Genomic DNA, 23,456 nt, shown 5'->3' with positions numbered 1-23,456 from the left:
TATGCGGGTTTTTTGCGTGGAGATTTTATGCCCGTTTCAATTCAGTCCATTCTCGGCGGTCAGGCTCAGGCATATCAGGCCTTAGCCGACGCGATCTCTTCAAAACTACGCGTTGCTTTGCCCGGAATTATCCAGTCGTTCGATCCCGTCGCGGTAACCTGCACGGTTCAGCCAGCGATAAAAGGCACTCTCCGCAACGCTGATAACGACCCGGTTTCCGTCTCGCTGCCTTTGCTGGTGGATGTGCCCGTTATCTTTCCGCGTGGTGGCGGCTGCACCATAACTTTTCCAGTCGCGAAAGGGGATGAATGCCTGGTGATTTTTAGCGATCGCTGCATTGATTTCTGGTGGCAAAACGGCGGCGTGCAGGAGCCGGTCGATCCGCGCCAACACGACCTGTCAGATGCCTTCGCGCTGGTTGGGCCGCAGTCACAGGCGGAAAAAATCGGCAGTATCAGTACCGATTCGCTGCAAATTCGCACCGATGAAGGCAACGCCTTTATTGAGCTGAAACAGGGCGGCGAAGTGACCATAACCACACCGCAGCTAACCGTGAATGGCAACGTGACGGTTAACGGCGAGGTTCACTCCAGCGGCGACCAGACAGCCAGCGGGATCAGCCTGAAAGATCACGTTCATGGCGGCATTCAGAGCGGAACCAGCTACACAAGAGGACCACAATGAAATACCGACGCGAAGATCAAGGTGATTACACCTTTGGTAAAGGAGAGGGCACTTTCCTGATTGATTCGGCCGAATGCGTGGCGCAGGCGATTAAAACCCGATTACAGCTGTGGTACGGCCAGTGGTTTCTCGATACCACCGAAGGCACACCGTGGATGCAATCGCTACTGGGAAAACGCAGCTCAACGGCGATGGAGCTGGCGCTGCGTAAGCGCATTCTGGCGACCGAAGGTGTGAAAGCGATCCTTTCATATACAGCAACGTTTAACCCTTCCACACGCCGCATGGTAATTACGACCACGGTAGACACTCTGTTTGGTCAGACAACAGTTATAAGCGAGGCATAATGGCTCTCAACACAGACAGGCTGGGGTTATCGGCAACGGTAACGGCCCAGGGGATCAGTGCGCCCGATTACCAAACCATTCTGGGCATGTTGACCCGCTACTTTCAGCAAATCTACGGCTCCGATGCTTACCTGGAGCCGGACAGTAAAGACGGGCAGATGCTGGCGATCTACGCTCTGGCTATCCATGATGCCAATAACACGGCGATTGCCTGCTACAACTCATTTTCGCCGGCGACGGCCACGGGCGATGCGCTAACGCGCAATGTAAAAATCAACGGCATTGCCCGTAAGGCGGCAACCCGTTCGACGGTAGACGTCAAGCTAACTGGCTTGCCGGGAACGCTGATTATCAACGGCTCGGTGAGGGACAGTAATAACGTGCTCTGGGAACTTCCGGCGACCGTTACGCTTGATACTTCCGGCACCACCATCGTGACGGCAACCTGCGCCACGCAGGGTGCCGTTGCAGCAGTAATTGGTTCGGTTAATCAAATCAATACGCCGACGCGCGGCTGGACCGCAGTTAGCAATGTTTCAGCAGCGGCAGTAGGAAACGCAGCGGAAACCGATGCTCAGCTACGTAGTCGCCAGGCGCAGAGCGTTGCATCGGCGGCGCTGGTTACATTTGATGCGCTGGACGGTGCGATTGCCAATATTCAGGGCGTGACCGGGCACAAGCTGTATCAAAACGATACCAGCGAGACAGATGATAACGGCTTACCGGCCCATGCGATTTCAGCCATTGTTATTGGCGGTGACGCTACCGAGATTGCGGATACGCTCCGCAGAAAAAAATCGTTGGGTGTGGCCACCTGGGGCAATACGGCAATCGCGGTAGCGGATAGCTATGGCGCAGCGCAAACCATTAATTTCACCCGTCCGGTAGCCGTTCCGGTTTATCTGGCTTTAGAGATTAAGGCGCTTCCGGGATATACCAGCGCCGTTGCCGACGAAATAAAAATGGCGCTTGCCGCCTGGATCAACAAGCTGGGTATTGGAGAGGATGTGTTGCTAAGCCGACTCTATTCTCCGGCCAACCTGACAGCGGGAACGGACAGCAATAACAGCCAGTATTACGATATTTTGAGCCTGAAAGTGGGTATTAGCGAATCGGCGCTGGCAACGGCGAATATTTCAATCCCTTACGATTGCCTGGCCTCCTGTAAAATTGAAAATATCACCGTTACGGTGACCTCATGAAATATACCGAGCTGATTACAAATTATCACCGTAAGCCTTTATTTGTTGAGCACGTTGACTTAATTTCCCGACCACAAAGCGAACTGTCCGCTTCGCTCTCGGGATTACTTTCTGCACTGGATATCGACAGTGCGGCAGGGGCTCAACTGGATATATTGGGCGAATGGATTGGACGTAACAGAAAAATTACGGCACCCATTGAAGATTATTTTTTCACGCTCGACAGCAGTACGCTGGGATTTGGTTATGGCACCTGGAAAAACCGTTACGATCCCGAATCGGGTGCGATTAATGTCGATGACGAAGATTATCGCACCATGCTGCGAGCCAAAATAGGGGCGAACGGCTGGGACGGTACGACGGAAACGCTGCCGAAAGTGCTGCAAAGTATTTATCCTAAAGGAGATATATCACTCTCTTTTACTGATAATCAGAATATGTCGATTACCGTTTATGTTAACGGCAATACGGTCTCAAACATCACCAAAGAAATTATCAAACAGGGCTATCTGGCCGTTAAGCCTGCTGGCGTTTCTGTAATCTATAAAATAAATGAGGAATAATCATGCCGGTTAATGATTTCAAGGCGTTTGCTACGGGTGAGAATGCCAATGTACTTTCGCAAGCAGAATATGAAGAACTCGATGCGGTCGATGCGGGTTTCCAGTCGGGAATAGCGCGCAGCGAACAACTCAATAAGGTCTGGCGTCAGGCCTCGACTATTGCGGCTGTAGTGGCAGGATTTATCGCGGACAAGTCTGGCAATGATGTAGTAGATAATGGCGACACGGAAGCGCTGGAAGCATCATTATTGAAAGCGCTATTAAATAATTCCACATCGCAATTGGATGGCCGTTATTTAAAGTCTGCCAGTAATCTGGCTGACGTAGGGAATACAGCGGCGGCGCGAGGGAATCTTGGGCTGGGAAACCTTGCGTTAAAAAATAGCCTTACTGCGGCTGATGTTGGGGCTTATCCGATAAGTGCCGGAGAGTTAAAAGGCGAGGCCTGGTCCACATTTGTAAATAATTACAGGATTATTGCTAACAACAAGGGCGTTTTTTGGCGTTTTGACGGCAGTAATTATTATTTAATGCTAACAAATGATGGAGACCCAAAAGGGGGGTGGAATAATCTCCGTCCACTAATGGTTAATTTCCAGACCGGTGAGTTAAGTTCTGATCATACTTTCCGTTGTGCTCAAAATATTGTTGCCAGCGGGAGTGTTTACGCTGGTGGAGGGACGTCTATCTTATCTGGTGATGGTAATGTATATGGTAGCCTTTGGGGGGGATGGCTTAATAACTGGTTATCTGGGCAATTAAATAGTCGGGTTTCATCATTTCGTCTGGCAGGTTGGGGTTCGGCCACAAACGGTAATAATGATAATACCTTTGCTAATGCTCCTGACGGGACAGTAGTTGTTGGAGTCCAACAAAAAACAAACTATACAGCTGTAAATTATCGATATCCGCAAATTCTAGTCAATGGTAACTGGTATAACGTAGGGGTCGCCTGATGCTACATCTTAAAAACTTGGTAAGTTATATTCCTGCCTCTGGGAAAAAAGAACGTGAACTTTATGATTTTTTGAGAAAGAATGATCTGCCCGTTATTTTTTATTGTGATGAAACCGGCCTTGACTGGTATGAATCTCAAACCCTTTTTGAAAAGGATACGATAAAGGTTGCCTATGATGAACGCGGTACGATAAGAGATTATAATAATGACGCCTCGGCAATAGTCCCAAATAATCTTAGTGTTATTGAATTATTACAGTCAGAAGTACCGAGTGATATTAACCGTTCTGGTGAGTGGGTAATCGAAAATGATGAAGTTAAGCCACTTCCTGTTAACTATCAAGAAAAAGCGCTTGAGCAAAAAATGGAATGGTTGAAGCTGGCAAATGATAAAATTGAAATTTTACAGGATGCACAGGTATTGGGGATGGCAACTGAACAGGAAAAATCTTTACTTGAAAAATGGAAACAATTTCGAGTAATGGTGAATCGTATTAGTACGGATAATGCACCTAATCTTTCCTGGCCCTCTGTTCCTGAAGAATTATGACTGATTTAGAATTGGCACGGTAAATAAATGACCTGATCTTTTATTATGATTAAGCCCTGTTTCAGGGCTTGTAAAAGTAAGGTGTGGTGAAAAATTCAAATTATTTGAGATTTCCCAGTGAATATGTAATGTTTTGTCATTTGGGAATGCTGTTCTTTTTTATTGATACAAAGTGTCTTACAAAAGCCAGCCATAGGCTTCTTCTTATTTTAACTTTTAATGGCCGGGATTTTTTTATCTCATTCCACATACGTTTTTTTTCTTCCTGGACATTATCCAGTTTTCTATTTTCAATAGTCGTTTTTTTCTCAAAAACGTCATGAGTATTAATTAAAGAGGGGATAACAGCATAGATATCTACAAAACCAAATTCTTTGAAAGTTGTCCATTGATCTGCAACGCACCAGACTGGGTACAGCTTTTTCAATAGTCGTTCTGCTGCTAACTTGTTGATTACATAACCATGAGCAAAAGTTGCGTCCACAACTTTGTGGACATGATGATTCTCGTCAGTTGAAAATGAATTTTTTTCGTAGTATTTATAAACTTCTGAAAGCAAAGTTATTGTCGCGCGCTTGCTGTTATTATTTTCATGCAGCCGCGAGAGATGCATATCAATATCGGAAGGTATGATAACATCATCCTCTAAAATCAATGCCATGTCATAATCTGATTTTACCAGCGTCTCATAGGCTTTTAGATGGCTTAAAGCGCATCCGACTTCCCCTTTTGTAATCGCATAGCTCACCTCTTTCTTAACGGTGGAAAGCTCTGCGTTATCAAATTTTGAGCCATCGACGGCTTCGATAAAAGTAAATTCAGTACTAATTGATGCCAATTGACTTTGCATAAAATCCCGCCTGTCAGTAGAAGCAGGCAGGTTAATGATAAAAATAGCGACTTTACTCATTACAATTTGTACTCTTAACTTTTTCAAGGTTATTAATACTGGCTAACAAAGCAAGCGTGGAGAAAATAACGACATACTCTATTGATGTCAGAAGAACATCAGTCATTCCATAGAGCAAAGCTGAAACTGCCATTACGGATATCGGGTTATTAAATACACCTCGAATACCGTTATCAAAAATTAACTTAGCGAAAAAAACAAAGAGCACAACAAAGCCAAATACACCAAATAGTGAAGTATATTGAATAAATTCGTTGTGCAAATGAACGTTAATATATTCAAGGGCAAAAGAATCTGGGTTGTTGGTATTGAGCCATTGACGGATTATCGTATTTCTGGTTACTTGAGTTTCACCCAATGGGTTTTTTTCAATAGCAATGAAACCTGATTTCCAAAGCGTAAATCGCGATCCCAGAGAGGTATGGTCATCACCCTGATTAAATTTTGCTAATTCTTGCTGAGTTGAATCGAAACGGGTGGTTATGATATTTTTGCTTGAGAAAGCAATAGCAAAAAAAGCGAGCAGGATAGCAATGATCGGGAGAGGTCTTAATCGCTTACCCTGCCAGAGGGATTTAAAAAGGATTACTACGGAAATCAGCGTATGGATAAACATAGCTGAGCGTGTCTCGGTAAGAAATATTATATAGATAGACAGCAGGCAGGTTAATATGATCGCTATATATTTAATGGAAACCATACGAATTTGATTTAGCATCGTCATCATTGCCAGTGCCATTGCACTGTAGGCATAGGCAGTTAATGTCGCGCGATTGATGCCCAACACGATTCTGTCCACGCCGTTAAGATGCTGCCATATGCCATATGCGCTGGAAATAATAAACGCTGAGAACAATGAAATCCATGTCAATTTAAAAAGTAATTCTCTGCCCATTCGTTTATTATGCACTCCCCACAGGATAAATAAGGAGATTAACGAACCGAGTAGCCAGCGCTTCGCAGGTGTAAATAATAGTCCATTATCAACGCCGGGAATTATATTATGTGAGACAATCGCTGACCAGGTTGTATACATAATGGCCAGGAGCAGTCCTGGAAGTACTATTTTCGATTTGTTAAATATCGGGATGATACTTTTTATATTAAGAGCTATTCCCGCTATGGATAAATAACTGCACCAGTAAAAAGTGACTCTACTCGCTTTTTCATGGACAAAGCCAAGCGGCAGGATTAATAAAAGAAGAGCCACAGCCAGAATGAAGATGATTTGGGTGATGCGTTCACGTTTACTGTGTTTATTTAGAACTGGAATTTCAGGCATCTTGAACATGATCCTTGGCACAAGAGAGTCTTTTTTTTCGATGAAAGACGAAAAGTTAATTTCACCCTTAACGACGTATTTGGTGAAACCGGTTCTAAACATCAGTGATAACTTCTTAAATTATTGATCATAAAATTTCACTGTCATCCATAAATATTTTAATCACTGCTATCTTTGATAGAAAACACTCACTTATAACTTATTTGTCAAGATAAATCAAAAAAATAGTGTTTTTTGTCTTAACGCGAGTTTATTGGCTTGTATAAGCAGGAGGCAGCAAACTATCGGTCAAGCTGGCTTAATCTCTATCCCCCATAACGGTAAGCGCGCTTGCACCTATACGATATTCCCTGTACAGCCAGGCTTGTGGCGTTCTACCGTAAAGGTTACAGCAAACGCACACGTCACCACCACCTGGCGTTGTATACTTCCAGCAACGCATCTGTAGCCTGTCTGGTTATGGCGCTATTACTATCCACATTATCTCCCATGAAAAAATCTCACTGGCAATGTTGGACCACTATACTGCGCACATTAACAATGCTGGCACGGATTCTACGATGTTCCGTTCCCATATGCAGACTTAGCTGTTGTTTAGTCATTCAAAAAAAACTATAACCCATTCGCATTAGTAATTTACATTACATCAACACGTCATCACTCGCCCGGCGTTTTACTTTTTAAAATTACGAGGGGGCCGTCTCGTGATATTAATCAATTTCTTTATTTTGCTTTTGCAATAGCATTAATCTGTTTTCTTTTGGAATCGATAATACATATATTATACGAGCATGGAGCCCTATGATTTACGACTGCTTTCTCTTCTATGATGAAGAAATGATGCTGAAATTACGCCTCGAAACCCTGTACGATCATGTCGATAAGTTTGTGATTGTCGAGTCTACTCATAGCTTTACCGGTAACCCTAAGCCGCTTAACTTTAAGCCTGAACGCTTCAGCCGCTTTAAAGATAAGATTCTCTATATCGTCTTTGATCAGGCACCTGAGGCGGATGCATGGCAGAACGAATCTGACACGCGCAACGCTATTACGCGGGGCCTGACCGGGGCATCGGATGAAGACCTGATTCTTATCGCTGATGTAGATGAAATTTACGATCCGAAAATTCTGGCAAAAATAAATCCACGCAAACTTTGTACAACAATTTATCAAAAATTTTATAACTATCAGTTTAATCTTCAGGTTCTCAATACGGACGGCTCACCTCGTCTTTGTAAACTGCCTAAAGCGGTAAGCTATTATAATCTCACCCACTTTTTTAACAGTGAGCCGGAGACTTTGCGTAACGTTAAGCGCAAAGACTCTTTTATCCGAAAAAACTGGTTCAAATGGCAATGGCTGAAAATGAACACGGCTATTGTTGAAGAGGGCGGCTGGCATTTTTCATGGATTATGACGCCTGAAAAGATTTCAAAGAAAATGTCATCAATTTCGCATACGGAATATGACCTGCCTGAATTTAATAATGAAGAACATATTCTTAAGTGTATTAACAATGGTCAGGATATCTGGGCAAGAGACAGGAAATTTGTTAAGAAAGCACTAACCGTAAAAGAATTCCCTCATGCATTAGTGGAAAATCCAGCAGAATATAAAGATTTTATTATTGAATAATGAAAGAAGCCAGCGCAGCCGAATTAAATAAATGCTGTGCTGGCTAAAATTCAATTAACTTCTCTACCCCCGGCAAGCCAACGGCTAAACCAGCCTCTTTACCAGCGCCTCGCTATGCCGGATGTGGCTGGGCGCGCGCTCGGGATCGTGCTGCACCAGCGCCATAAACAGCAGGTCGGTCAGCGTCAGCTGAGCCGATGTGGAAGAGATAGCCGCGCTGCGAGTAGTTTGTTCTTCTGCGACGGTATAAAGGCAGTGCGTCGCGCATTGTTGCAGAGTATTTGGCGTAAAGCCGGTAAAAGCGAGCACGCTGGCCCCCACGCGCTGTGCTTCCTGCGCAGCAAGGTTAATCTCACGGCGTTCTCCCGTATAGGAAATCGCTAATAGTACATCGCCCACGCTCAACGCCTGTACGCTTCCCAGTAGCGCATGCATATCCTGTTCAGCCACGGCGCTGATGCCAATTTTCATCAGCTTCCAGGAGAAATCTTTCGCGACCAGCCCGGATGCGCCAATACCTACCAGAATTATCCGGTTTGCCCCTTTCAGTAGCCGTAACGTTTCGGCAAGCATTTCTTCACTGTTAATATCCAGCGTGGCGCGAATAGCTGACTGCTTTTCAGCGAGCAATTTTTCGCCCACGATTTTCAGCGGATCGTCACTGAGTATCAGGTTATGTACGGTGATGGCGTCTTTATCCGCCAGCGATTCGCTGAGCGCCAGCTTGAGAGCCGGAAAACCTTTATAGCCCAGCTTTTGGGCGAACTTCACCACGCTGGACTGGCTCACGCCAGCCTCTTCTGCTAGTTTTTGCGAACTGAGATGACGAGCCACGTCGGGTTGCGACAGCAAAAAGTCAGCCAGTCGGCGTTCGTTTAACGCCAGTCCTGGATAGAGCTGGCGAATGCGTAGCAGTGAACTCATCGTGTGACATCTCCTGTCAATCATTAGCCCGAATAGCATGCGGGTAGGCCCCGATTTGATGCCGTGTTATTGACCGCCATCGGGTAAGCTGGCTCGGCGAAAGAATATAATATTCAAAATTTTGTTTTGTTGAAGAATTAAAAATTCATAAGAGAGAATAGCATGGATCTTGGTTCCCTGATTTCAGAAACGCGAAACGTCGACACAATGGATCTCGACAGCCTTTCCACGCTTGCGCTGGTGACAAAATTCAACGACCAGGATGCCACGGTTGCTGAAGCGGTACGGCAGACGTTACCGGAAGTCGCGAAAGCTGTGGATGCTGCGGCTCAGGCGCTGCAAGAAGGTGGCAGGCTAATTTATATGGGCGCTGGAACCAGCGGCAGGCTTGGGATATTAGATGCCTCTGAATGCCCGCCGACCTTTGGTGTTCCACATGGGCTGGTTGTAGGTCTGATTGCCGGTGGGCCAGGCGCACTTTTGAAAGCGGTAGAAGGCGCCGAAGACAGTGAAGAGCTGGCCATCGCGGATTTGCAGGCGCTTTGTCTGACCCCTAACGATATGGTAGTGGGTCTGGCCGCGTCGGGGCGCACGCCCTATGTGATTGGCGGATTGCGCCACGCACGCCTGTTTGGTTGCCGTACCGCCGCCATCTCCTGCAATCCGGATTCACCGATTGCCCGCGAAGCGGAGATTGCCATTTCCCCGGTTGTCGGGCCGGAAGCATTGACGGGTTCTACCCGTTTGAAGTCAGGAACGGCGCAAAAACTGGTGCTCAACATGCTCTCTACGGGCGCGATGGTAAAAACGGGCAAGGTTTATCAGAATTTGATGGTAGATATGCAGGCAACCAATGTGAAACTGGTCGATCGCGCCTGCCGCATGGTTTGTCAGGCAACAGGCTGCTCGTCTGGTGAGGCGGAAACCGCGCTTAAACAAACGGCCTTTGAAGTCAAAACGGCCATTATGATGGTGTTAAGCGGCCTTGGCGCAGAGCAGGCAAAAGCGAAGCTCGCACAGCATAACGGCTTTTTGCGGGCGGCTTTACAGGATAAGGCGTGAGTTTAAACCCGTCAAAATCGCTAAAAAATTCATGTTGTTGTTAAAAACATCGCGTTATAACTGGGAACTGAATCGATTTGGCGGATCCCTTAGCCGCTACTGACTACACTAAGAGCTTGCGCCGGTCACAGGCAGCCGCACAGCCTCTTTCTGCTGTGGGTAAGCCGGTGATGGCGGTTTTCCTTATCGCTGGTTGATGGGAGTTAAAGCCCAGAGGAGAAATTTTGATAACTGGTCAGGAACGACGCGTGGTGTTTTTCGATCTCGACGGCACGCTGCACCAGCAGGATATGTTTGGCACGTTTATGCGCTATCTGTTGTGGCGTCAGCCGCTGAATCTGTTACTGGTCGCACCGCTTTTGCCGGTCATTGGCGCAGGGCTATTATGGAAAGGTCGCGCAGCGCGCTGGCCAATGAGCCTGCTGCTGTGGGCGATCACCTTTGGTCACAGTGAGTCGAAGCTGGCTCGTCGTGAAAAAGCTTTTGCACAGTGGTTCCGCCAGAGAGTGACTGCTTTTCCGGTCGTGCAGCAACGGCTAACTGACTATCTCAACAGTTCTGATGCAGATGTCTGGCTGATCACCGGCTCGCCGCAGCCTCTGGTCGAACTGGTCTATTTTGATTCGGCGTTCCTGCCAAAGGTAAAGCTGATTGCCAGCCAGATGAGCAGGGGCTATGGCGGTCGTTTGCTGTCCATGCGCTGTTTGGGTCATGAAAAGGTCGCCAGGCTGGAAGAACAAATCGGCACGCCTTTGCAGCTTTACAGTGGCTACAGCGACAGCAAGCAGGACAACCCGTTGTTGTTCTTTTGCCAGCATCGCTGGCGGGTAACGCCGCAGGGTGAACTGCAACAGCTTGAGTAAACAGGTATACTGCCCGGCGTTTTTTGGGCTGGAGACTCAGGTGAGCGAAACAATTGATGAATACTGGATGCGCCATGCATTAACGCTGGCGCGCCGGGCCTGGGAAGAAGGCGAAGTTCCCGTTGGTGCCGTGCTGGTGCAGGGCGAAACGGTAATAGGAGAGGGCTGGAACCGGCCTATCGGCCATCATGATCCTACTGCTCATGCAGAGATTATGGCGCTGCGTCAGGGGGGAAAGGTGCTGGAAAATTACCGGCTGCTGGATACCACGCTTTACGTCACGCTGGAACCCTGCGTGATGTGCGCTGGCGCGATGGTGCATGGTCGCGTTGGGCGACTGGTGTTTGGGGCTAATGATGAGAAAACCGGCGCGGCAGGGTCGTTGCTCGATGTATTACGGCATCCTGGTATGAATCATCAGGTTAAAATCGAGCAGGGGATTTTAGCTGGGGAGTGTGCTGCGATGCTCAGCGATTTTTTCCGCCATCGCCGGGCAGAAAAAAAAGCCTTGCGCGACAGGCTGCGGGCGGAATCGCAGAAAAGCGATTAAAGCAGTCGCTGAGTTTCAGCGCCGTCTTTAAAAATGGCGCAGGCACAGGGAACATGGCCCGACGTAAAGACGCAAAAAGCGGCGTCCATGCCAGCTCGGCCCGCGACGTCCCTGTCGCGGGACGCTTTACTTACGTGCCATGTTCCCCGTGCTTCAAACTTTCCGGTCGTCTGGGATACGAAACCCCAGCGTCCTCGATCAGTTTAGCGCCACCAACGGATCGACCGTCGGGTAGCCTTTCCCCAATTCGGCTTCCATGGCAGCCTTCTGCGCCAGCTTGCTTTCCTGATCCTGCAAATATCCCACCAGGCTGAGCTGGTAAATACGAATATTTTCCACGTAATTGTACGCTTCCTGCCCGCGAGCATAGCCATACGTCGTCAGGCTGTAATAACGCTTCTGGCTTAACATCGGCAGGCGCTGCTTCACATCGGCCCAGCTGTCCGGATTTCCCTTCTGTTTTTCCGTCAGCCGGCGGGCATCCAGCATATGCGCATAGCCCATATTATAAGCGGCGAGCGCGAACCAGATACGCTCATCATCCGGTATTGTTGGCGGAACTTTCTCCATCATCCGCACCAGATACTCGCTGCCGCCACGAATACTCTGCTCCGGATCGGTTCGGTCGCTCACCTGCAGGCTTTCCGCAGTATTACGGGTTAACATCATCATGCCGCGTACGCCGGTCGGCGAGGTGGCCTGAGGATTCCAGTGCGATTCCTGCCAGGCAATCGCTGCCAGTAAGCGCCAGTCAATCGCACGGGCATATTTTTCAAACAGCGGACGCAGGTTCGGCAACGTATCGTCGATCGCTCGCAGGAAAGTGCGGGTATCAACGTAATCAAAGGTGCCAACATGGCCCAGATATTTTTCGTCCAGCCGCGCCATCGCGCCTTCTTCGCCCATTTGATTGAAATAATCCAGCAGGGCCGCATTCAGGCTGTCGTCGTCATCGCGCCGCATATACCAGGTAATCGGCTCTTCTTCAGTGATATCGAACGCCACCGCCAGCTGCGGATGGATCCGCTGTAGCAGCGCAATCGACACGGAATCACCCACGGTATAATCCAGCTTGCCGTCGGCCACCGCTTCCAGCAGCGCATTAGGACTCTGATCGGTTGAAATTGCCCAGTCGAGATCCGGATACTGATTTTGCTTAATATCCCGCAGCGTTGAGGCAAACGCGGAATCGGAAGCGACGGTCAGCCTTCCTTTTAATGCGCCCAGATTTGGCGGACGAGGCTTGCCCATCCGGTAAACCAGCTGCTGGGAAACGGAATAGTAAGTCGGGCCGGTGCGAAAACGCGCCAGCCGGTCGTTGTTATAAATCAGCCCGGCCGCCAGCACGTCAGCTTTGTCATCTTCCAGATCGTCAAACAGCTCGCTCAGGTTCTGACGGACGGTAATTTGCAGCTTAACGCCAAGGTAATCGGCGAAGCGCTTCGCCAGCTCGTAATCCATACCGGCCGGCGCTTTATTAACTGTGTAGTAAGTCAGCGGAGAGTTCAGGGTACTTACGCGCAGTACTCCCCGCGATTTTATCTGTTCAATCTGGTTTTGCCCGCCACCGTACCACGGGATCGACGGCCACAGCGCCAGCGCGAGCAGCACGGTGACCAACCCGATAAACAGATAATTAATTTTCAGGCGTTTCAAATGGTTATCTCTCGAGTGCTCTCAGGTTTCTGTCTGTATCGGCAGTATTGGTTGTCTTTAATGGATCCTGAGCGTGGGGCATTTTGCGCAACTCGGTGGCCCTGCGCAACTGAATTCATCGGGAATTGTGCGTTTTTCAGGCAATTCCTTTCTCCGATTAATTCTGCGCAAACGGTTTCGTAACGGGCGGGGATTCTCTATAATAGCGCCCGTTTTCCCTGTTGCGCCCCAAAGAAGCGTCGCCCGGCGCTCTGACGAGAGATCTTTAATGATGGAAATTCTGCGTGGTTCGCCCGCTCTGTCGGCATTTCGTGTTACTAAATTGCTGGCCCGCTTTCAGGACGCTCACCTGCCGGTGAGTGACATTTACGCTGAGTACGTCCATTTCGCCGATGTCAGCGCGCCACTTAACGGTGATGAAAAAGCCCGTTTGCAGCGCCTGCTTAAATACGGCCCTTCTCTCGCCGAACATACCCCGGAAGGTCGCCTGCTGCTGGTGACGCCGCGGCCTGGTACGATTTCTCCGTGGTCCTCTAAAGCCACTGATATTGCGCACAATTGCGATCTGCCTCAGGTATTGCGCCTGGAACGTGGTCTGGCTTTCTATGTAAAAGCGCCCCAGCTCACAGAAACGCAGTGGTCGCAGCTGGCCACATTGTTGCACGACCGCATGATGGAAGTGGTACTCAGCGAGCTGTCTCAGGCTGAACAGCTGTTTGCCCACCACGAACCTGCATCGCTGAACAGCGTAGATATCTTAGGCGAAGGCCGTGTGGCGCTGGAGCAGGCCAACCGCAAGCTGGGCCTGGCGCTGGCGGAAGATGAAATCGACTATCTGCTGGCCGCTTTTGAAAAGCTGGGGCGCAACCCGAACGATATCGAACTGTACATGTTTGCTCAGGCCAACTCTGAGCACTGCCGTCATAAAATCTTTAACGCCGACTGGATTATCGATGGCGAACAGCAACCTAAATCGCTGTTCAAAATGATTAAAAATACCTTCGAGAAGACCCCGGATCACGTGCTGTCTGCTTATAAAGACAACGCTGCGGTAATGGAAGGTTCTCAGGTTGGCCGCTTCTATGCGGATACGCAGAATAAGTACGACTTCCACCAGGAAGATACGCACATTCTGATGAAGGTCGAAACGCACAACCACCCAACGGCGATTTCGCCGTGGCCAGGTGCGGCAACCGGCTCCGGCGGTGAAATTCGTGATGAAGGCGCAACCGGTCGCGGTGCTAAGCCAAAAGCGGGCCTGGTCGGTTTCTCGGTCTCTAACCTGCGTATTCCTGGTTTTGAACAGCCGTGGGAAGAAGATTTCGGCAAACCCGATCGCATCGTCACCGCGCTGGACATCATGACCGAAGGCCCGCTGGGCGGCGCGGCGTTTAACAATGAGTTTGGCCGTCCGGCGCTGAATGGCTACTTCCGTACCTATGAGGAGCAGGTGAACAGCCACAACGGCGTTGAGCTGCGCGGCTATCATAAGCCAATCATGCTGGCCGGCGGCATCGGCAACATTCGCGCTGACCACGTGCAGAAAGGTGAAATCACCGTTGGTGCCAAACTGATTGTACTTGGTGGCCCGGCGATGAATATCGGCCTGGGCGGCGGTGCCGCTTCTTCCATGGCTTCCGGCCAGTCTGACGCCGATCTGGATTTTGCTTCCGTACAGCGCGATAACCCGGAAATGGAACGTCGCTGTCAGGAAGTGATTGACCGCTGCTGGCAGCTGGGCCAGGACAACCCCATTCTGTTTATTCATGACGTAGGCGCAGGCGGCCTGTCAAACGCAATGCCGGAGCTGGTCAGCGATGGCGAGCGCGGCGGCCGTTTCAACCTGCGCGACATCCTCAGCGATGAGCCAGGCATGAGCCCGCTGGAGGTCTGGTGTAACGAGTCTCAGGAACGTTACGTGATGGCTGTAGCGCCAGAGAAGCTGGCGCTGTTTGCCGAGCTTTGCGAGCGTGAACGTGCGCCGTTCGCCGTCATTGGTGAAGCGACCGAAGAAATGCACCTGTCGCTGGACGACAGCCATTTCGACAACAAACCAATTGATATGCCGCTCGACGTGCTGCTGGGTAAAACGCCAAAAATGACGCGTGACGTTAGCAGCCTGAAAGCGCAGGGCGAGCCGCTGGTGCGCGAAGGCATTACCGTGGCCGATGCGGTGCATCGCGTATTGCATCTGCCCTCCGTGGCGGAAAAAACCTTCCTGATCACCATTGGCGACCGCTCGGTCACCGGCATGGTCGCGCGTGACCAGATGGTTGGCCCGTGGCAAATCCCGGTAGCTAACTGTGCGGTGACCACTGCCAGCCTGGACAGCTACTACGGTGAAGCGATGTCGCTGGGCGAACGTGCGCCGGTAGCGTTGCTGGATTTCGCGGCTTCTGGCCGACTGGCGGTTGGCGAAGCGATTACCAATATTGCCGCGACGCAAATTGGCTCGCTGAAGCGCATTAAGCTTTCTGCTAACTGGATGGCGGCGGCAGGGCACCCGGGTGAAGATGCCGGCTTGTACGAAGCGGTAAAAGCGGTGGGTGAAGAACTTTGTCCGGCGCTGGGCATCACCATTCCGGTGGGTAAAGACTCTATGTCGATGAAAACCCGCTGGCAGCACGGCACCGAACAGCGCGAGATGACTTCTCCGCTGTCGCTGGTGATTACTGCTTTTGCTCGCGTAGAAGACGTTCGTCGTACCGTTACGCCACAGCTGCAAACCCAGGAAGATAATGCGCTGCTGCTGATCGATCTTGGTAAAGGCGTTAACGCGCTGGGCGCAACGGCACTGTCCCAGGTTTATCGTCAGTTAGGCGACAAACCTGCCGATGTTCGTGATGCACAGCAGCTGGCCGGTTTCTTCAACGCCATGCAGTCGCTGGTGGCCGCAGGTAAACTGCTGGCTTACCATGACCGTTCGGATGGCGGCCTGCTGGTAACGCTGGCGGAAATGGCCTTCACCGGTCACTGCGGCGTGGAAGCCGATATCGCTTCGCTGGGCAGTGACGCGCTGGCCGCGTTGTTCAACGAAGAACTGGGCGCGGTGATCCAGGTTGCAGCGGCTGACCGTGCTCAGGTTGAGCAGGTATTTGCCGACAACGGCCTGGCCGACTGCGTGCATTTCCTCGGCCGCGCGCTTCAGGGCGATCGTTTTGTTATCACGTCAGGTGACTCTGCGGTGTACAGCGAAAGCCGTACCACGCTGCGTACCTGGTGGGCAGAAACCACCTGGCAGATGCAGCGCCTGCGCGATAACCCAGACTGCGCCGATCAGGAGCACGAAGCGAAGAAAAACGATCTCGATCCCGGCCTGAACGTCAAACTGACCTTCAAGCCGGAAGAAGACGTCGCCGCACCGTTTATTGCGACAGGCGCACGTCCGAAAGTTGCGGTTCTGCGTGAGCAGGGCGTGAACTCCCATGTTGAAATGGCGGCGGCATTCCACCGCGCAGGTTTTGACGCGGTCGATGTGCACATGAGCGATTTGCTGGCCGGACGCCGGGGTCTGGAAGATTTCCAGACGCTGGTTGCCTGTGGCGGCTTCTCATACGGTGACGTGCTGGGTGCGGGTGAAGGCTGGGCGAAATCCATTCTGTTTAACGAGCGCGTGCGGGATGAGTTTGAAACCTTCTTCCATCGCCCGCAAACGCTGGCGCTGGGTGTCTGTAATGGTTGCCAGATGATGTCCAACCTGCGTGAGCTGATCCCGGGGAGCGAAGCCTGGCCGCGCTTTGTGCGTAACCAGTCCGAGCGTTTTGAAGCGCGTTTCAGCCTGGTAGAAGTCGCGGCCAGCCCCTCTCTGTTACTGGATGGCATGGTCGGCTCGCAGATGCCGATTGCGGTTTCACACGGCGAAGGCTTTGTGGAAGTCCGCGATGAAGCGCATCTGGCTCAGCTGGAGCATAAGGGCCTGGTTGCCCTGCGCTTTGTAGACAACTTCGGTAAGGTCACTCAGCAGTATCCGGCCAACCCGAACGGCTCGCCTAACGGGATCACTGCGGTAACTAACGAAAGCGGTCGCGTCACCATTATGATGCCGCACCCGGAGCGTGTATTCCGCACCGTCAGCAACTCCTGGCATCCGGCAGAGTGGGGCGAAGACAGCCCGTGGATGCGCATTTTCCGCAATGCGCGCAAGCAGCTGGGCTGAGGCTGTAACGAGTTTGCCGGCTGAATCTTCGGGTTGAGGCCGCTACTGGCCCTTGCCCCTTTCGCTTTGAGTTTCGAGCCGTTGATAACGAACCCTGCTTTCACGGGTTCGTTTTTTTTGCCTGTTGTCTGGCATACGACGCTAAAATTTATGTTGAAAACGGGGCGGTTCCAGCTTTATCTGAGGATATGTCGCAAAATCACGACATGCTGCCAATAAGATGTCGCTAAATTGAGACATATAAATTGCTGATTTTATTAGGTTGTTGCAGGCTTATGCAGTGGTGTTACCAATTGGAGACACTTTTTTTGCCAGAGGGTAAGCTGCGCCACGCCCCATTTATTCAGTTAAAGAAAATCTTATAGTATTCAGCATGATAAATTTGCTGTTAAATCTGGCATGGATATTGCTATAATTACCGCAGTGGCTCATTCACCTGGTTATGACAGCCCTGCGCAAGCGGACAAGCGCTTCATAACAACCCGAATGACGCACAATACGGTGCCTGCCGCCCACCAAACCGATAACAGACTTCCGTCTTTATCAAGCATCGGGCGTAACGTTGAGTTAGGCACCACCTATTTTCCGTGATGAATGAGTTCGTCACGGCGCGAATGGCAGATGAAAATCTGCCATTTTTCGTTTTTGCATCAGGACTTTCTTCGTTCGCCACACTCAGCTAGCATCGGGTGAGTTCGTTAACTGAGAGTGTCCCGTGAAAACATGGCGTTTATTCCCCCGTTCTCTGCGTCAGCTGGTGCTGATGGCGTTTCTGCTGGTTCTGCTGCCGCTGCTGGTGCTCGCGTGGCAAGCCTGGGAAAGCCTGTCAGCCCTTAGCGATCGCGCAGCAGAGACTAATCGCACAACCTTAACCGATGTTCGCCGCAGCGAAGCGATGGCCCGTACCGCGCTTGAACTCGAACGCAGCTACCGTCAGTACTGCGTGCTGGACGACCCCATGCTGGCTAATCTCTATCAGACTCAGCGCACTAAATATGCTCAGCTGTTGGATGTGCACGCCGCCGTTCTGCCAGACTCGCGACTTTATGAATCACTCCGTCAGTCGTTGACTCAGCTCGGTAAAATCACCTGCGAAAACAGTAATCCCGTAAAGAGCGCCTCAGTCCGCCTTGAGAAATTTTCAACAGCCAACGGCCAGCTGGTGCAGTCGACCAGAGAAGTGGTGTTCTCGCGCGGTTTACAATTACAGCGTGAAATCGCCGAGCGCGGACAGTATTTCGGCTGGCAGGCGCTGATCCTGTTTTTGCTCAGTCTGGGGCTGGTGGTACTGTTTACGCGCATGATTATTGGGCCGGTTAAGGCCGTCGAACGCATGATAAACCGGCTCGGTGAAGGCCGTACGTTAGGACATAATCTGGCTTTGAAAGGCCCGCGTGAGCTGCGTTCGCTGGGACAACGCATTTTATGGCTTAGCGAGCGGCTCGCCTGGCTGGAATCACAGCGCCATGAATTTCTTCGTCACATCTCACACGAACTGAAAACGCCGCTTGCCAGCATGCGCGAAGGCACTGCACTGTTAGCGGATGAAGTAGCGGGCCCGCTCACCTCGGATCAGCAGGAGGTGGTCAGCATTCTGGATGAAAGCAGCCGCCACTTACAGCGTCTGATTGAGCAGCTGCTGGACTACAATCGCAAACTGACGGAAGCCCAGATATCGCTGGAGCCGGTAGAGCTTGAGCCGCTGATTGCAGGCATTGTTAACAGCCACAGCCTGACTGCCCGGGCAAAAATGATGCGCACTGAAATCGTGCTTGAGGCAAAAGCCTGCCGGGCGGAAGCGACGCTGCTGGCGCGGGCCATCGATAATCTCTATTCGAATGCGATACACTACGGCCGTGAATCCGGTACCATTTGGATCCGCAGTCAGCAGCAGGGCCGCAAGGTCATTATTGACGTGGCAAACAGCGGATCGCCAATCCCCATCACGGAGCAGGCGATGATCTTCGAGCCTTTTTTTCAGGGAAGTCAGCAGCGCAAAGGCGCGGTGAAGGGGAGCGGACTGGGGCTTAGCATTGCCAAAGACTGCCTGCATCGTTTACAGGGCGATCTTCAACTGGTGACCAGTAAAGAGGCCGATGTTTGTTTCAGAATTGAACTCAATGCCATTGCCGGAAAGAACAAATAATGAGAAAGCCTCCTTTTAGTGCCGCACTGACCGTTTTCGGCAACGCAATCATCGCCACCTTTGTGGTGGCGCTTTTGGCTGGCTGCCAGACAGCGAATAAAACCGTGACGGGTGAACCGCTAAAGCTGGTGGTGCCCGAGGTAAAAGTGATTGACTATCAGGCAGTTGATTGCGACCGGCTGTGGGATCTTGATGACCAAAAAACGGTTACTAATGCGCTGTACTGGCTGCGGGCAACAGACTGCGCGGCAAGGCTTGCGCCAGCTCAGGCAAGGGCAGAAGCACGACGCTGGTCTGATGATAACTGGCAGAGCGCGTTCCGGCAGGGCGTGCTGATGGCAAATGGAAACGTGACGCCTGTCGAAAGACGCCAGTACATGCTGCGGCTGGATACGTTCAGCCTGGCTTATCCTGATTCAGTAAGAGCGCTGATCCAGCTATGGCGCGATAACCAGGCTGCGCAGCTTCAGCTGTCGGAAGAGCGCACCCGCTATCATCATTTGCAGCAAAACAGCGATGCGCAGCTGGATGCCCTGCGCCAGCAGCAGGTAGCGCTGACCAACGAGCTGAAACTGACGCGTCGCAAGCTGGAAACGCTAACCGATATTGAGCGCCAGCTTTCCACACGCCGTTCGGCGGATAATGCTGACAATAATCATTCTGACAAAAGCGCCGCGGGAAGCGGAGCTCAGACAAGCTCTGAGGAAACCACCCAGCCATGATAAAAAAATCGGCCAATCTTCTGCTGGTTGATGACGATCCCAGCTTGCTCAAACTGTTAGGTATGCGCCTCGGCAGCGAGGGATTTAGCGTATTCACGGCCCCAAGTGGCCCTGAAGCGTTACGCCTGCTTCAGCGTGAAAAAATCGATCTGGTCATCAGCGACTTAAAAATGGATGAAATGGACGGTCTTGCGCTGTTTGCTGAGATCCAGAAGATCTCGCCCGGCATGCCGGTGATCATTCTTACTGCGCATGGATCGATCCCGGAGGCCGTTGCGGCAACCCAACAGGGCGTTTTCAGCTTTCTGACTAAACCTGTTGACCGCGATGCGCTCTACAGCGCGATCGACCAGGCCTTAGCGCACCGTGCGCCAGCCAGTGATGATGCGTGGCGTGAAAGCATCGTTACCCGCAGCCCGATTATGCTGCGCCTGCTCGAACAGGCAAGGATGGTGGCTCAGTCTGACGTTAGCGTGTTAATTAACGGACAGAGCGGAACGGGTAAAGAGATCCTCGCACAGGCAATCCATGCTGCCAGCCCGCGAGCGGGCAAAGCCTTTATCGCCATCAACTGTGGCGCACTTCCGGAACAGTTGCTGGAATCTGAACTTTTTGGTCATGCCAAAGGCGCCTTTACCGGCGCGGTCAGTCAGCGAGAAGGGCTGTTTCAGGCAGCAGAAGGCGGAACGCTGTTTCTTGATGAAATCGGCGATATGCCGCAGGCGTTACAGGTCAAACTGCTGCGCGTATTACAGGAGCGCAAGGTGCGTCCGCTGGGCAGCAATCGCGATTTGGATATTAACGTCCGTATCCTGTCGGCAACGCATCGGGATTTGCCTAAAGCCATGGAAAAGCAGGAGTTTCGTGAGGATCTGTACTATCGCCTAAACGTGGTGAGTTTGAAAATTCCGGCGCTGCACGAGCGCGCGGAAGATATTCCCCTGCTGGCGAATCATCTTTTGAAGCAGGCGGCAGAGCGGCACAAACCCTTTGTGCGCAGCTTCTCGACCGATGCTATGAAACGGTTAATGGCAGCGAGCTGGCCAGGCAACGTGCGTCAGCTGGTGAACGTTATTGAGCAGTGTGTTGCGTTAACCTCAGCGCCGGTTATTGGCGAAGCACTGGTGGAGCAGGCGCTGGTCGGCGAAAATACCGCGCTGCCGACCTTTGCGGAAGCCAGAAACCAGTTTGAACTTAACTACTTACGTAAGCTACTGCAAATGACCAAAGGCAACGTGACACATGCCGCACGTCTGGCCGGGCGCAACCGCACAGAATTCTATAAGCTGCTGTCGCGCCACGAGCTGGATGCATCTGATTTTAAAGAATAGTTTTTTCACTGCCTTCGGCATCGGGTTATGGTAGCTTAAGCCTCAGGAAAAAGAGGCAGCCCGCACGGCGGAACCTGTCCGTGGCACATATACTGATTAAAGATTACCCTCCGGTTGCCGAGGGAATGAAAAGGGTCTGTCATGAAAAAGATTGATGCAATTATCAAACCATTCAAACTCGACGACGTGCGTGAAGCGCTGGCCGAAGTCGGGATTACCGGTATGACCGTTACTGAAGTGAAAGGTTTTGGTCGTCAGAAAGGTCATACTGAGCTTTACCGCGGTGCGGAGTATATGGTCGACTTTCTGCCGAAGGTAAAAATCGAGATCGTGATTGCTGATGACATCGTTGATACCTGTGTTGAAACCATCATGAGAACAGCACAAACCGGTAAAATCGGCGACGGTAAAATTTTCGTCTTTGACGTGGCGCGCGTGGTGCGTATCCGTACTGGCGAAGAAGACGAAGAAGCCATCTGATTTTCTTGTGCCCGCACTATCTTATGAATATCAAAGGGGCGACTGTCGCAAAACAGTCGCCCCTTTTTGTCTGAGCAAGCCTGCTAAGTTTCAGGCTGCATCATGCCATATCATCAAATCACCTTATGCGGCCCAAACACTTCGTAGTGAACGCGTTCCGCCTCAATGCCCATTTGCAGCAGCTGCCCGGCGATATGCTGCATAAATCCCAACGGCCCGCAGAGATAGTAATGCATGTCAGGATCGCTGAGCTTGCTTTCGATCGGTAACAGATCCATCACGCCCGCGCTGTCAAAACGGCCCGTATCCTGCGGCAGCGGCTCTTTGTACCAGATATGCTGAGTAAAATGCGCCAGGCGGCGACCGGAAGCGGCCACTTCTTCAGCAAAAGCGTGCCGTTTGCCGTTATCAGCTGCATGGAACCATTGCACAGGCGCGGGATGGTTTTGCGCAGCCAGCACGTCAAGCATCGCCAGCATGGGCGTCTGACCCACGCCTGCGGAAATCAAGGTGACCGGCGTTTTCGGCTCAACAGTGAGGAAAAAGTCACCCGCCGGCGCAGCCAGATGCACTTCGTCACCGGGTTGAGCATGCTGATGCAGCCAGCCTGAAACCGTCCCGCCTGGCTCATGACGCACGGCAATACGGTAATCCCTGCCGTTCGGTGCTCGAGTCAGTGAGTACTGACGAATTTCCTGATTAGCAAAGCTTTTATCGCGTAACCAGACGCCCAGATACTGGCCAGCCTGATAGTCGGCGACAGGCTGTCCATCAAGCGGGCTGAGCAAAAAGCTTTTAATCACCTCGCTTTGCGGCGTGATTTCAGCAATGCGGAAAGCGCGTGGCGAGCGCCATCCTCCCACCTTGCTTTCCGCCGCCTGATAAATTTCTTCTTCCCGTTGGATAAACACGCCTGCCAGTACGCCGTAAGCTTTTCCCCACGCGTCCAGCACTTCCTGGCCCGGGCTGAGCATTTCATCCAGCGTCGCCAGAAGATGCTGGCCCACAATCTGATATTGCTCGGGTTGAATGGCAAAGCTGGTATGTTTCTGCGCGATTTTCTCCACCGCAGGCAGTAATACGGCAAGATTTTCAATATTACCCGCATAGGCGCAAATCGCGTTAAACAACGCTTCCCGCTGATTACCATTGCGCTGGTTACTCATATTGAAAATCTCTTTCAGCTCGGGATTGTGCGCGAACATGCGGTCGTAAAAATGAGCGGTAAGGCGAGGGCCTGTCGCCAGCAGGGCAGGGATGGTGGCTTTAATCGTGGCGATGGTTTGGGCATCTAACATGGCGTGCTCCTGAGGAAAATTTAAAACATGTATTTTAAATGCATCTTATAGCAGCTGCGGCCAGTTTGTAAATATCCCTTTTAGCCATAAGGGCATCTTTCACCACGGGCGCTGTGTAAAAGTGAGAAAATCACATCC

20 protein-coding genes are annotated in these 23,456 nt (G+C 51.2%); 15 read left to right on the top strand and 5 right to left on the bottom strand.

The window, feature by feature from the left end; translation table 11 throughout:
• Positions 1-27: 27 nt before the first annotated feature.
• The 6 genes from AAGQ96_RS16035 to AAGQ96_RS16010 are packed head-to-tail and all read left to right on the top strand — an operon-like array spanning position 28 to position 4,303.
• The gene (locus AAGQ96_RS16035) at positions 28-684 is read left to right on the top strand and encodes a Gp138 family membrane-puncturing spike protein (RefSeq protein WP_147199252.1); all 657 of its coding nucleotides are present in this window, start codon (positions 28-30) and stop codon (positions 682-684) included.
• On the top strand, positions 681-1,031 hold the full coding sequence (locus AAGQ96_RS16030; RefSeq protein WP_147199250.1) for a hypothetical protein: 351 nt from the start codon (positions 681-683) through the stop codon (positions 1,029-1,031). The genes AAGQ96_RS16035 and AAGQ96_RS16030 overlap by 4 nt, the downstream gene beginning before the upstream one ends.
• Positions 1,031-2,233, top strand: a complete 1,203-nt coding sequence (locus tag AAGQ96_RS16025) for a baseplate J/gp47 family protein (RefSeq protein ID WP_342754038.1) — start codon at positions 1,031-1,033, stop codon at positions 2,231-2,233. Before AAGQ96_RS16030 ends, AAGQ96_RS16025 begins: the two co-directional genes overlap by 1 nt.
• The gene (locus AAGQ96_RS16020; RefSeq protein ID WP_342754037.1) at positions 2,230-2,796 is read left to right on the top strand and encodes a DUF2612 domain-containing protein; all 567 of its coding nucleotides are present in this window, start codon (positions 2,230-2,232) and stop codon (positions 2,794-2,796) included. The genes AAGQ96_RS16025 and AAGQ96_RS16020 overlap by 4 nt, the downstream gene beginning before the upstream one ends.
• 2 nt (positions 2,797-2,798) lie before the next feature.
• Complete coding sequence (locus AAGQ96_RS16015) at positions 2,799-3,752, top strand: hypothetical protein (protein ID WP_342754036.1); 954 nt, start codon at positions 2,799-2,801, stop codon at positions 3,750-3,752.
• Complete coding sequence (locus AAGQ96_RS16010) at positions 3,752-4,303, top strand: tail fiber assembly protein (protein WP_342754035.1); 552 nt, start codon at positions 3,752-3,754, stop codon at positions 4,301-4,303. The genes AAGQ96_RS16015 and AAGQ96_RS16010 overlap by 1 nt, the downstream gene beginning before the upstream one ends.
• A gap of 136 nt (positions 4,304-4,439) precedes the next feature.
• On the opposite strand, the gene AAGQ96_RS16005 is transcribed toward AAGQ96_RS16010, so the two are convergent.
• Together AAGQ96_RS16005 and AAGQ96_RS16000 are read right to left on the bottom strand one after the other, a co-directional pair.
• A complete protein-coding gene (locus tag AAGQ96_RS16005) occupies positions 4,440-5,213 on the bottom strand; it encodes a glycosyltransferase family 25 protein (protein WP_342754034.1) in 774 nt (257 codons plus the stop codon).
• Positions 5,206-6,495 carry an O-antigen ligase family protein gene (locus tag AAGQ96_RS16000; protein ID WP_342754033.1) on the bottom strand — a complete coding sequence of 430 codons (1,290 nt, stop codon included), beginning with the start codon at positions 6,493-6,495 and terminating at the stop codon, positions 5,206-5,208. The genes AAGQ96_RS16005 and AAGQ96_RS16000 overlap by 8 nt, the downstream gene beginning before the upstream one ends.
• Positions 6,496-7,296: 801 nt before the next feature.
• On the opposite strand from AAGQ96_RS16000, the gene AAGQ96_RS15995 reads away from it, so the two are divergent.
• Complete coding sequence (locus AAGQ96_RS15995; RefSeq protein ID WP_342754032.1) at positions 7,297-8,130, top strand: benzoate transporter; 834 nt, start codon at positions 7,297-7,299, stop codon at positions 8,128-8,130.
• Positions 8,131-8,214: 84 nt separating this feature from the next.
• Here the strand turns inward: AAGQ96_RS15995 and AAGQ96_RS15990 are convergent, their stop codons facing one another.
• Positions 8,215-9,054: a MurR/RpiR family transcriptional regulator gene (locus AAGQ96_RS15990; RefSeq protein ID WP_147199235.1), complete on the bottom strand. Its 840-nt coding sequence runs from the start codon at positions 9,052-9,054 to the stop codon at positions 8,215-8,217.
• A gap of 162 nt (positions 9,055-9,216) precedes the next feature.
• On the opposite strand from AAGQ96_RS15990, the gene murQ reads away from it, so the two are divergent.
• The 3 genes from murQ (at position 9,217) to tadA (ending at position 11,529) form a co-directional block, all read left to right on the top strand.
• Complete coding sequence (gene murQ / locus AAGQ96_RS15985; RefSeq protein ID WP_342754031.1) at positions 9,217-10,116, top strand: N-acetylmuramic acid 6-phosphate etherase; 900 nt, start codon at positions 9,217-9,219, stop codon at positions 10,114-10,116.
• A gap of 224 nt (positions 10,117-10,340) precedes the next feature.
• Positions 10,341-10,979 (top strand): phosphatidylglycerophosphatase C, encoded by a 639-nt coding sequence (yfhb, locus tag AAGQ96_RS15980; protein WP_147199231.1) that lies wholly within the window; start codon positions 10,341-10,343, stop codon positions 10,977-10,979.
• 40 nt (positions 10,980-11,019) lie between these two features.
• Complete coding sequence (tadA, locus tag AAGQ96_RS15975; RefSeq protein ID WP_147199229.1) at positions 11,020-11,529, top strand: tRNA adenosine(34) deaminase TadA; 510 nt, start codon at positions 11,020-11,022, stop codon at positions 11,527-11,529.
• A 198-nt stretch (positions 11,530-11,727) separates the two neighbouring features.
• On the opposite strand, the gene mltF is transcribed toward tadA, so the two are convergent.
• Positions 11,728-13,185 carry a membrane-bound lytic murein transglycosylase MltF gene (gene mltF, locus AAGQ96_RS15970; protein ID WP_147199227.1) on the bottom strand — a complete coding sequence of 486 codons (1,458 nt, stop codon included), beginning with the start codon at positions 13,183-13,185 and terminating at the stop codon, positions 11,728-11,730.
• 268 nt (positions 13,186-13,453) lie between these two features.
• Between mltF and purL the strand changes: the two genes are divergently transcribed.
• The 5 genes from purL (at position 13,454) to glnB (ending at position 22,020) form a co-directional block, all read left to right on the top strand.
• Entirely contained in the window at positions 13,454-17,341 is a 3,888-nt protein-coding gene (gene purL / locus AAGQ96_RS15965) for a phosphoribosylformylglycinamidine synthase (protein ID WP_342754030.1), read from the top strand.
• A 715-nt stretch (positions 17,342-18,056) separates the two neighbouring features.
• Positions 18,057-19,487, top strand: coding sequence for a HAMP domain-containing sensor histidine kinase (locus AAGQ96_RS15960; RefSeq protein ID WP_147199223.1), 1,431 nt, complete (start codon positions 18,057-18,059; stop codon positions 19,485-19,487).
• Positions 19,487-20,209 (top strand): two-component system QseEF-associated lipoprotein QseG, encoded by a 723-nt coding sequence (gene qseG / locus AAGQ96_RS15955; RefSeq protein WP_342754029.1) that lies wholly within the window; start codon positions 19,487-19,489, stop codon positions 20,207-20,209. The genes AAGQ96_RS15960 and qseG overlap by 1 nt, the downstream gene beginning before the upstream one ends.
• The gene (glrR, locus tag AAGQ96_RS15950) at positions 20,206-21,540 is read left to right on the top strand and encodes a two-component system response regulator GlrR (RefSeq protein ID WP_147199220.1); all 1,335 of its coding nucleotides are present in this window, start codon (positions 20,206-20,208) and stop codon (positions 21,538-21,540) included. Before qseG ends, glrR begins: the two co-directional genes overlap by 4 nt.
• A gap of 141 nt (positions 21,541-21,681) precedes the next feature.
• Positions 21,682-22,020, top strand: a complete 339-nt coding sequence (gene glnB / locus AAGQ96_RS15945; RefSeq protein ID WP_125289509.1) for a nitrogen regulatory protein P-II — start codon at positions 21,682-21,684, stop codon at positions 22,018-22,020.
• 113 nt (positions 22,021-22,133) lie between these two features.
• Here the strand turns inward: glnB and hmpA are convergent, their stop codons facing one another.
• Positions 22,134-23,318 (bottom strand): NO-inducible flavohemoprotein, encoded by a 1,185-nt coding sequence (gene hmpA, locus AAGQ96_RS15940; RefSeq protein ID WP_342754028.1) that lies wholly within the window; start codon positions 23,316-23,318, stop codon positions 22,134-22,136.
• Positions 23,319-23,456 lie beyond the last annotated feature (138 nt).

Origin of the sequence: Pantoea sp. MBD-2R, from assembly GCF_039134845.1 — a bacterium.
Classification (GTDB): Bacteria; Pseudomonadota; Gammaproteobacteria; order Enterobacterales; family Enterobacteriaceae; genus Erwinia.
Note: the sequence above shows the minus strand (reverse complement) of the source record. Positions and strands in the feature narration are given on the sequence as shown.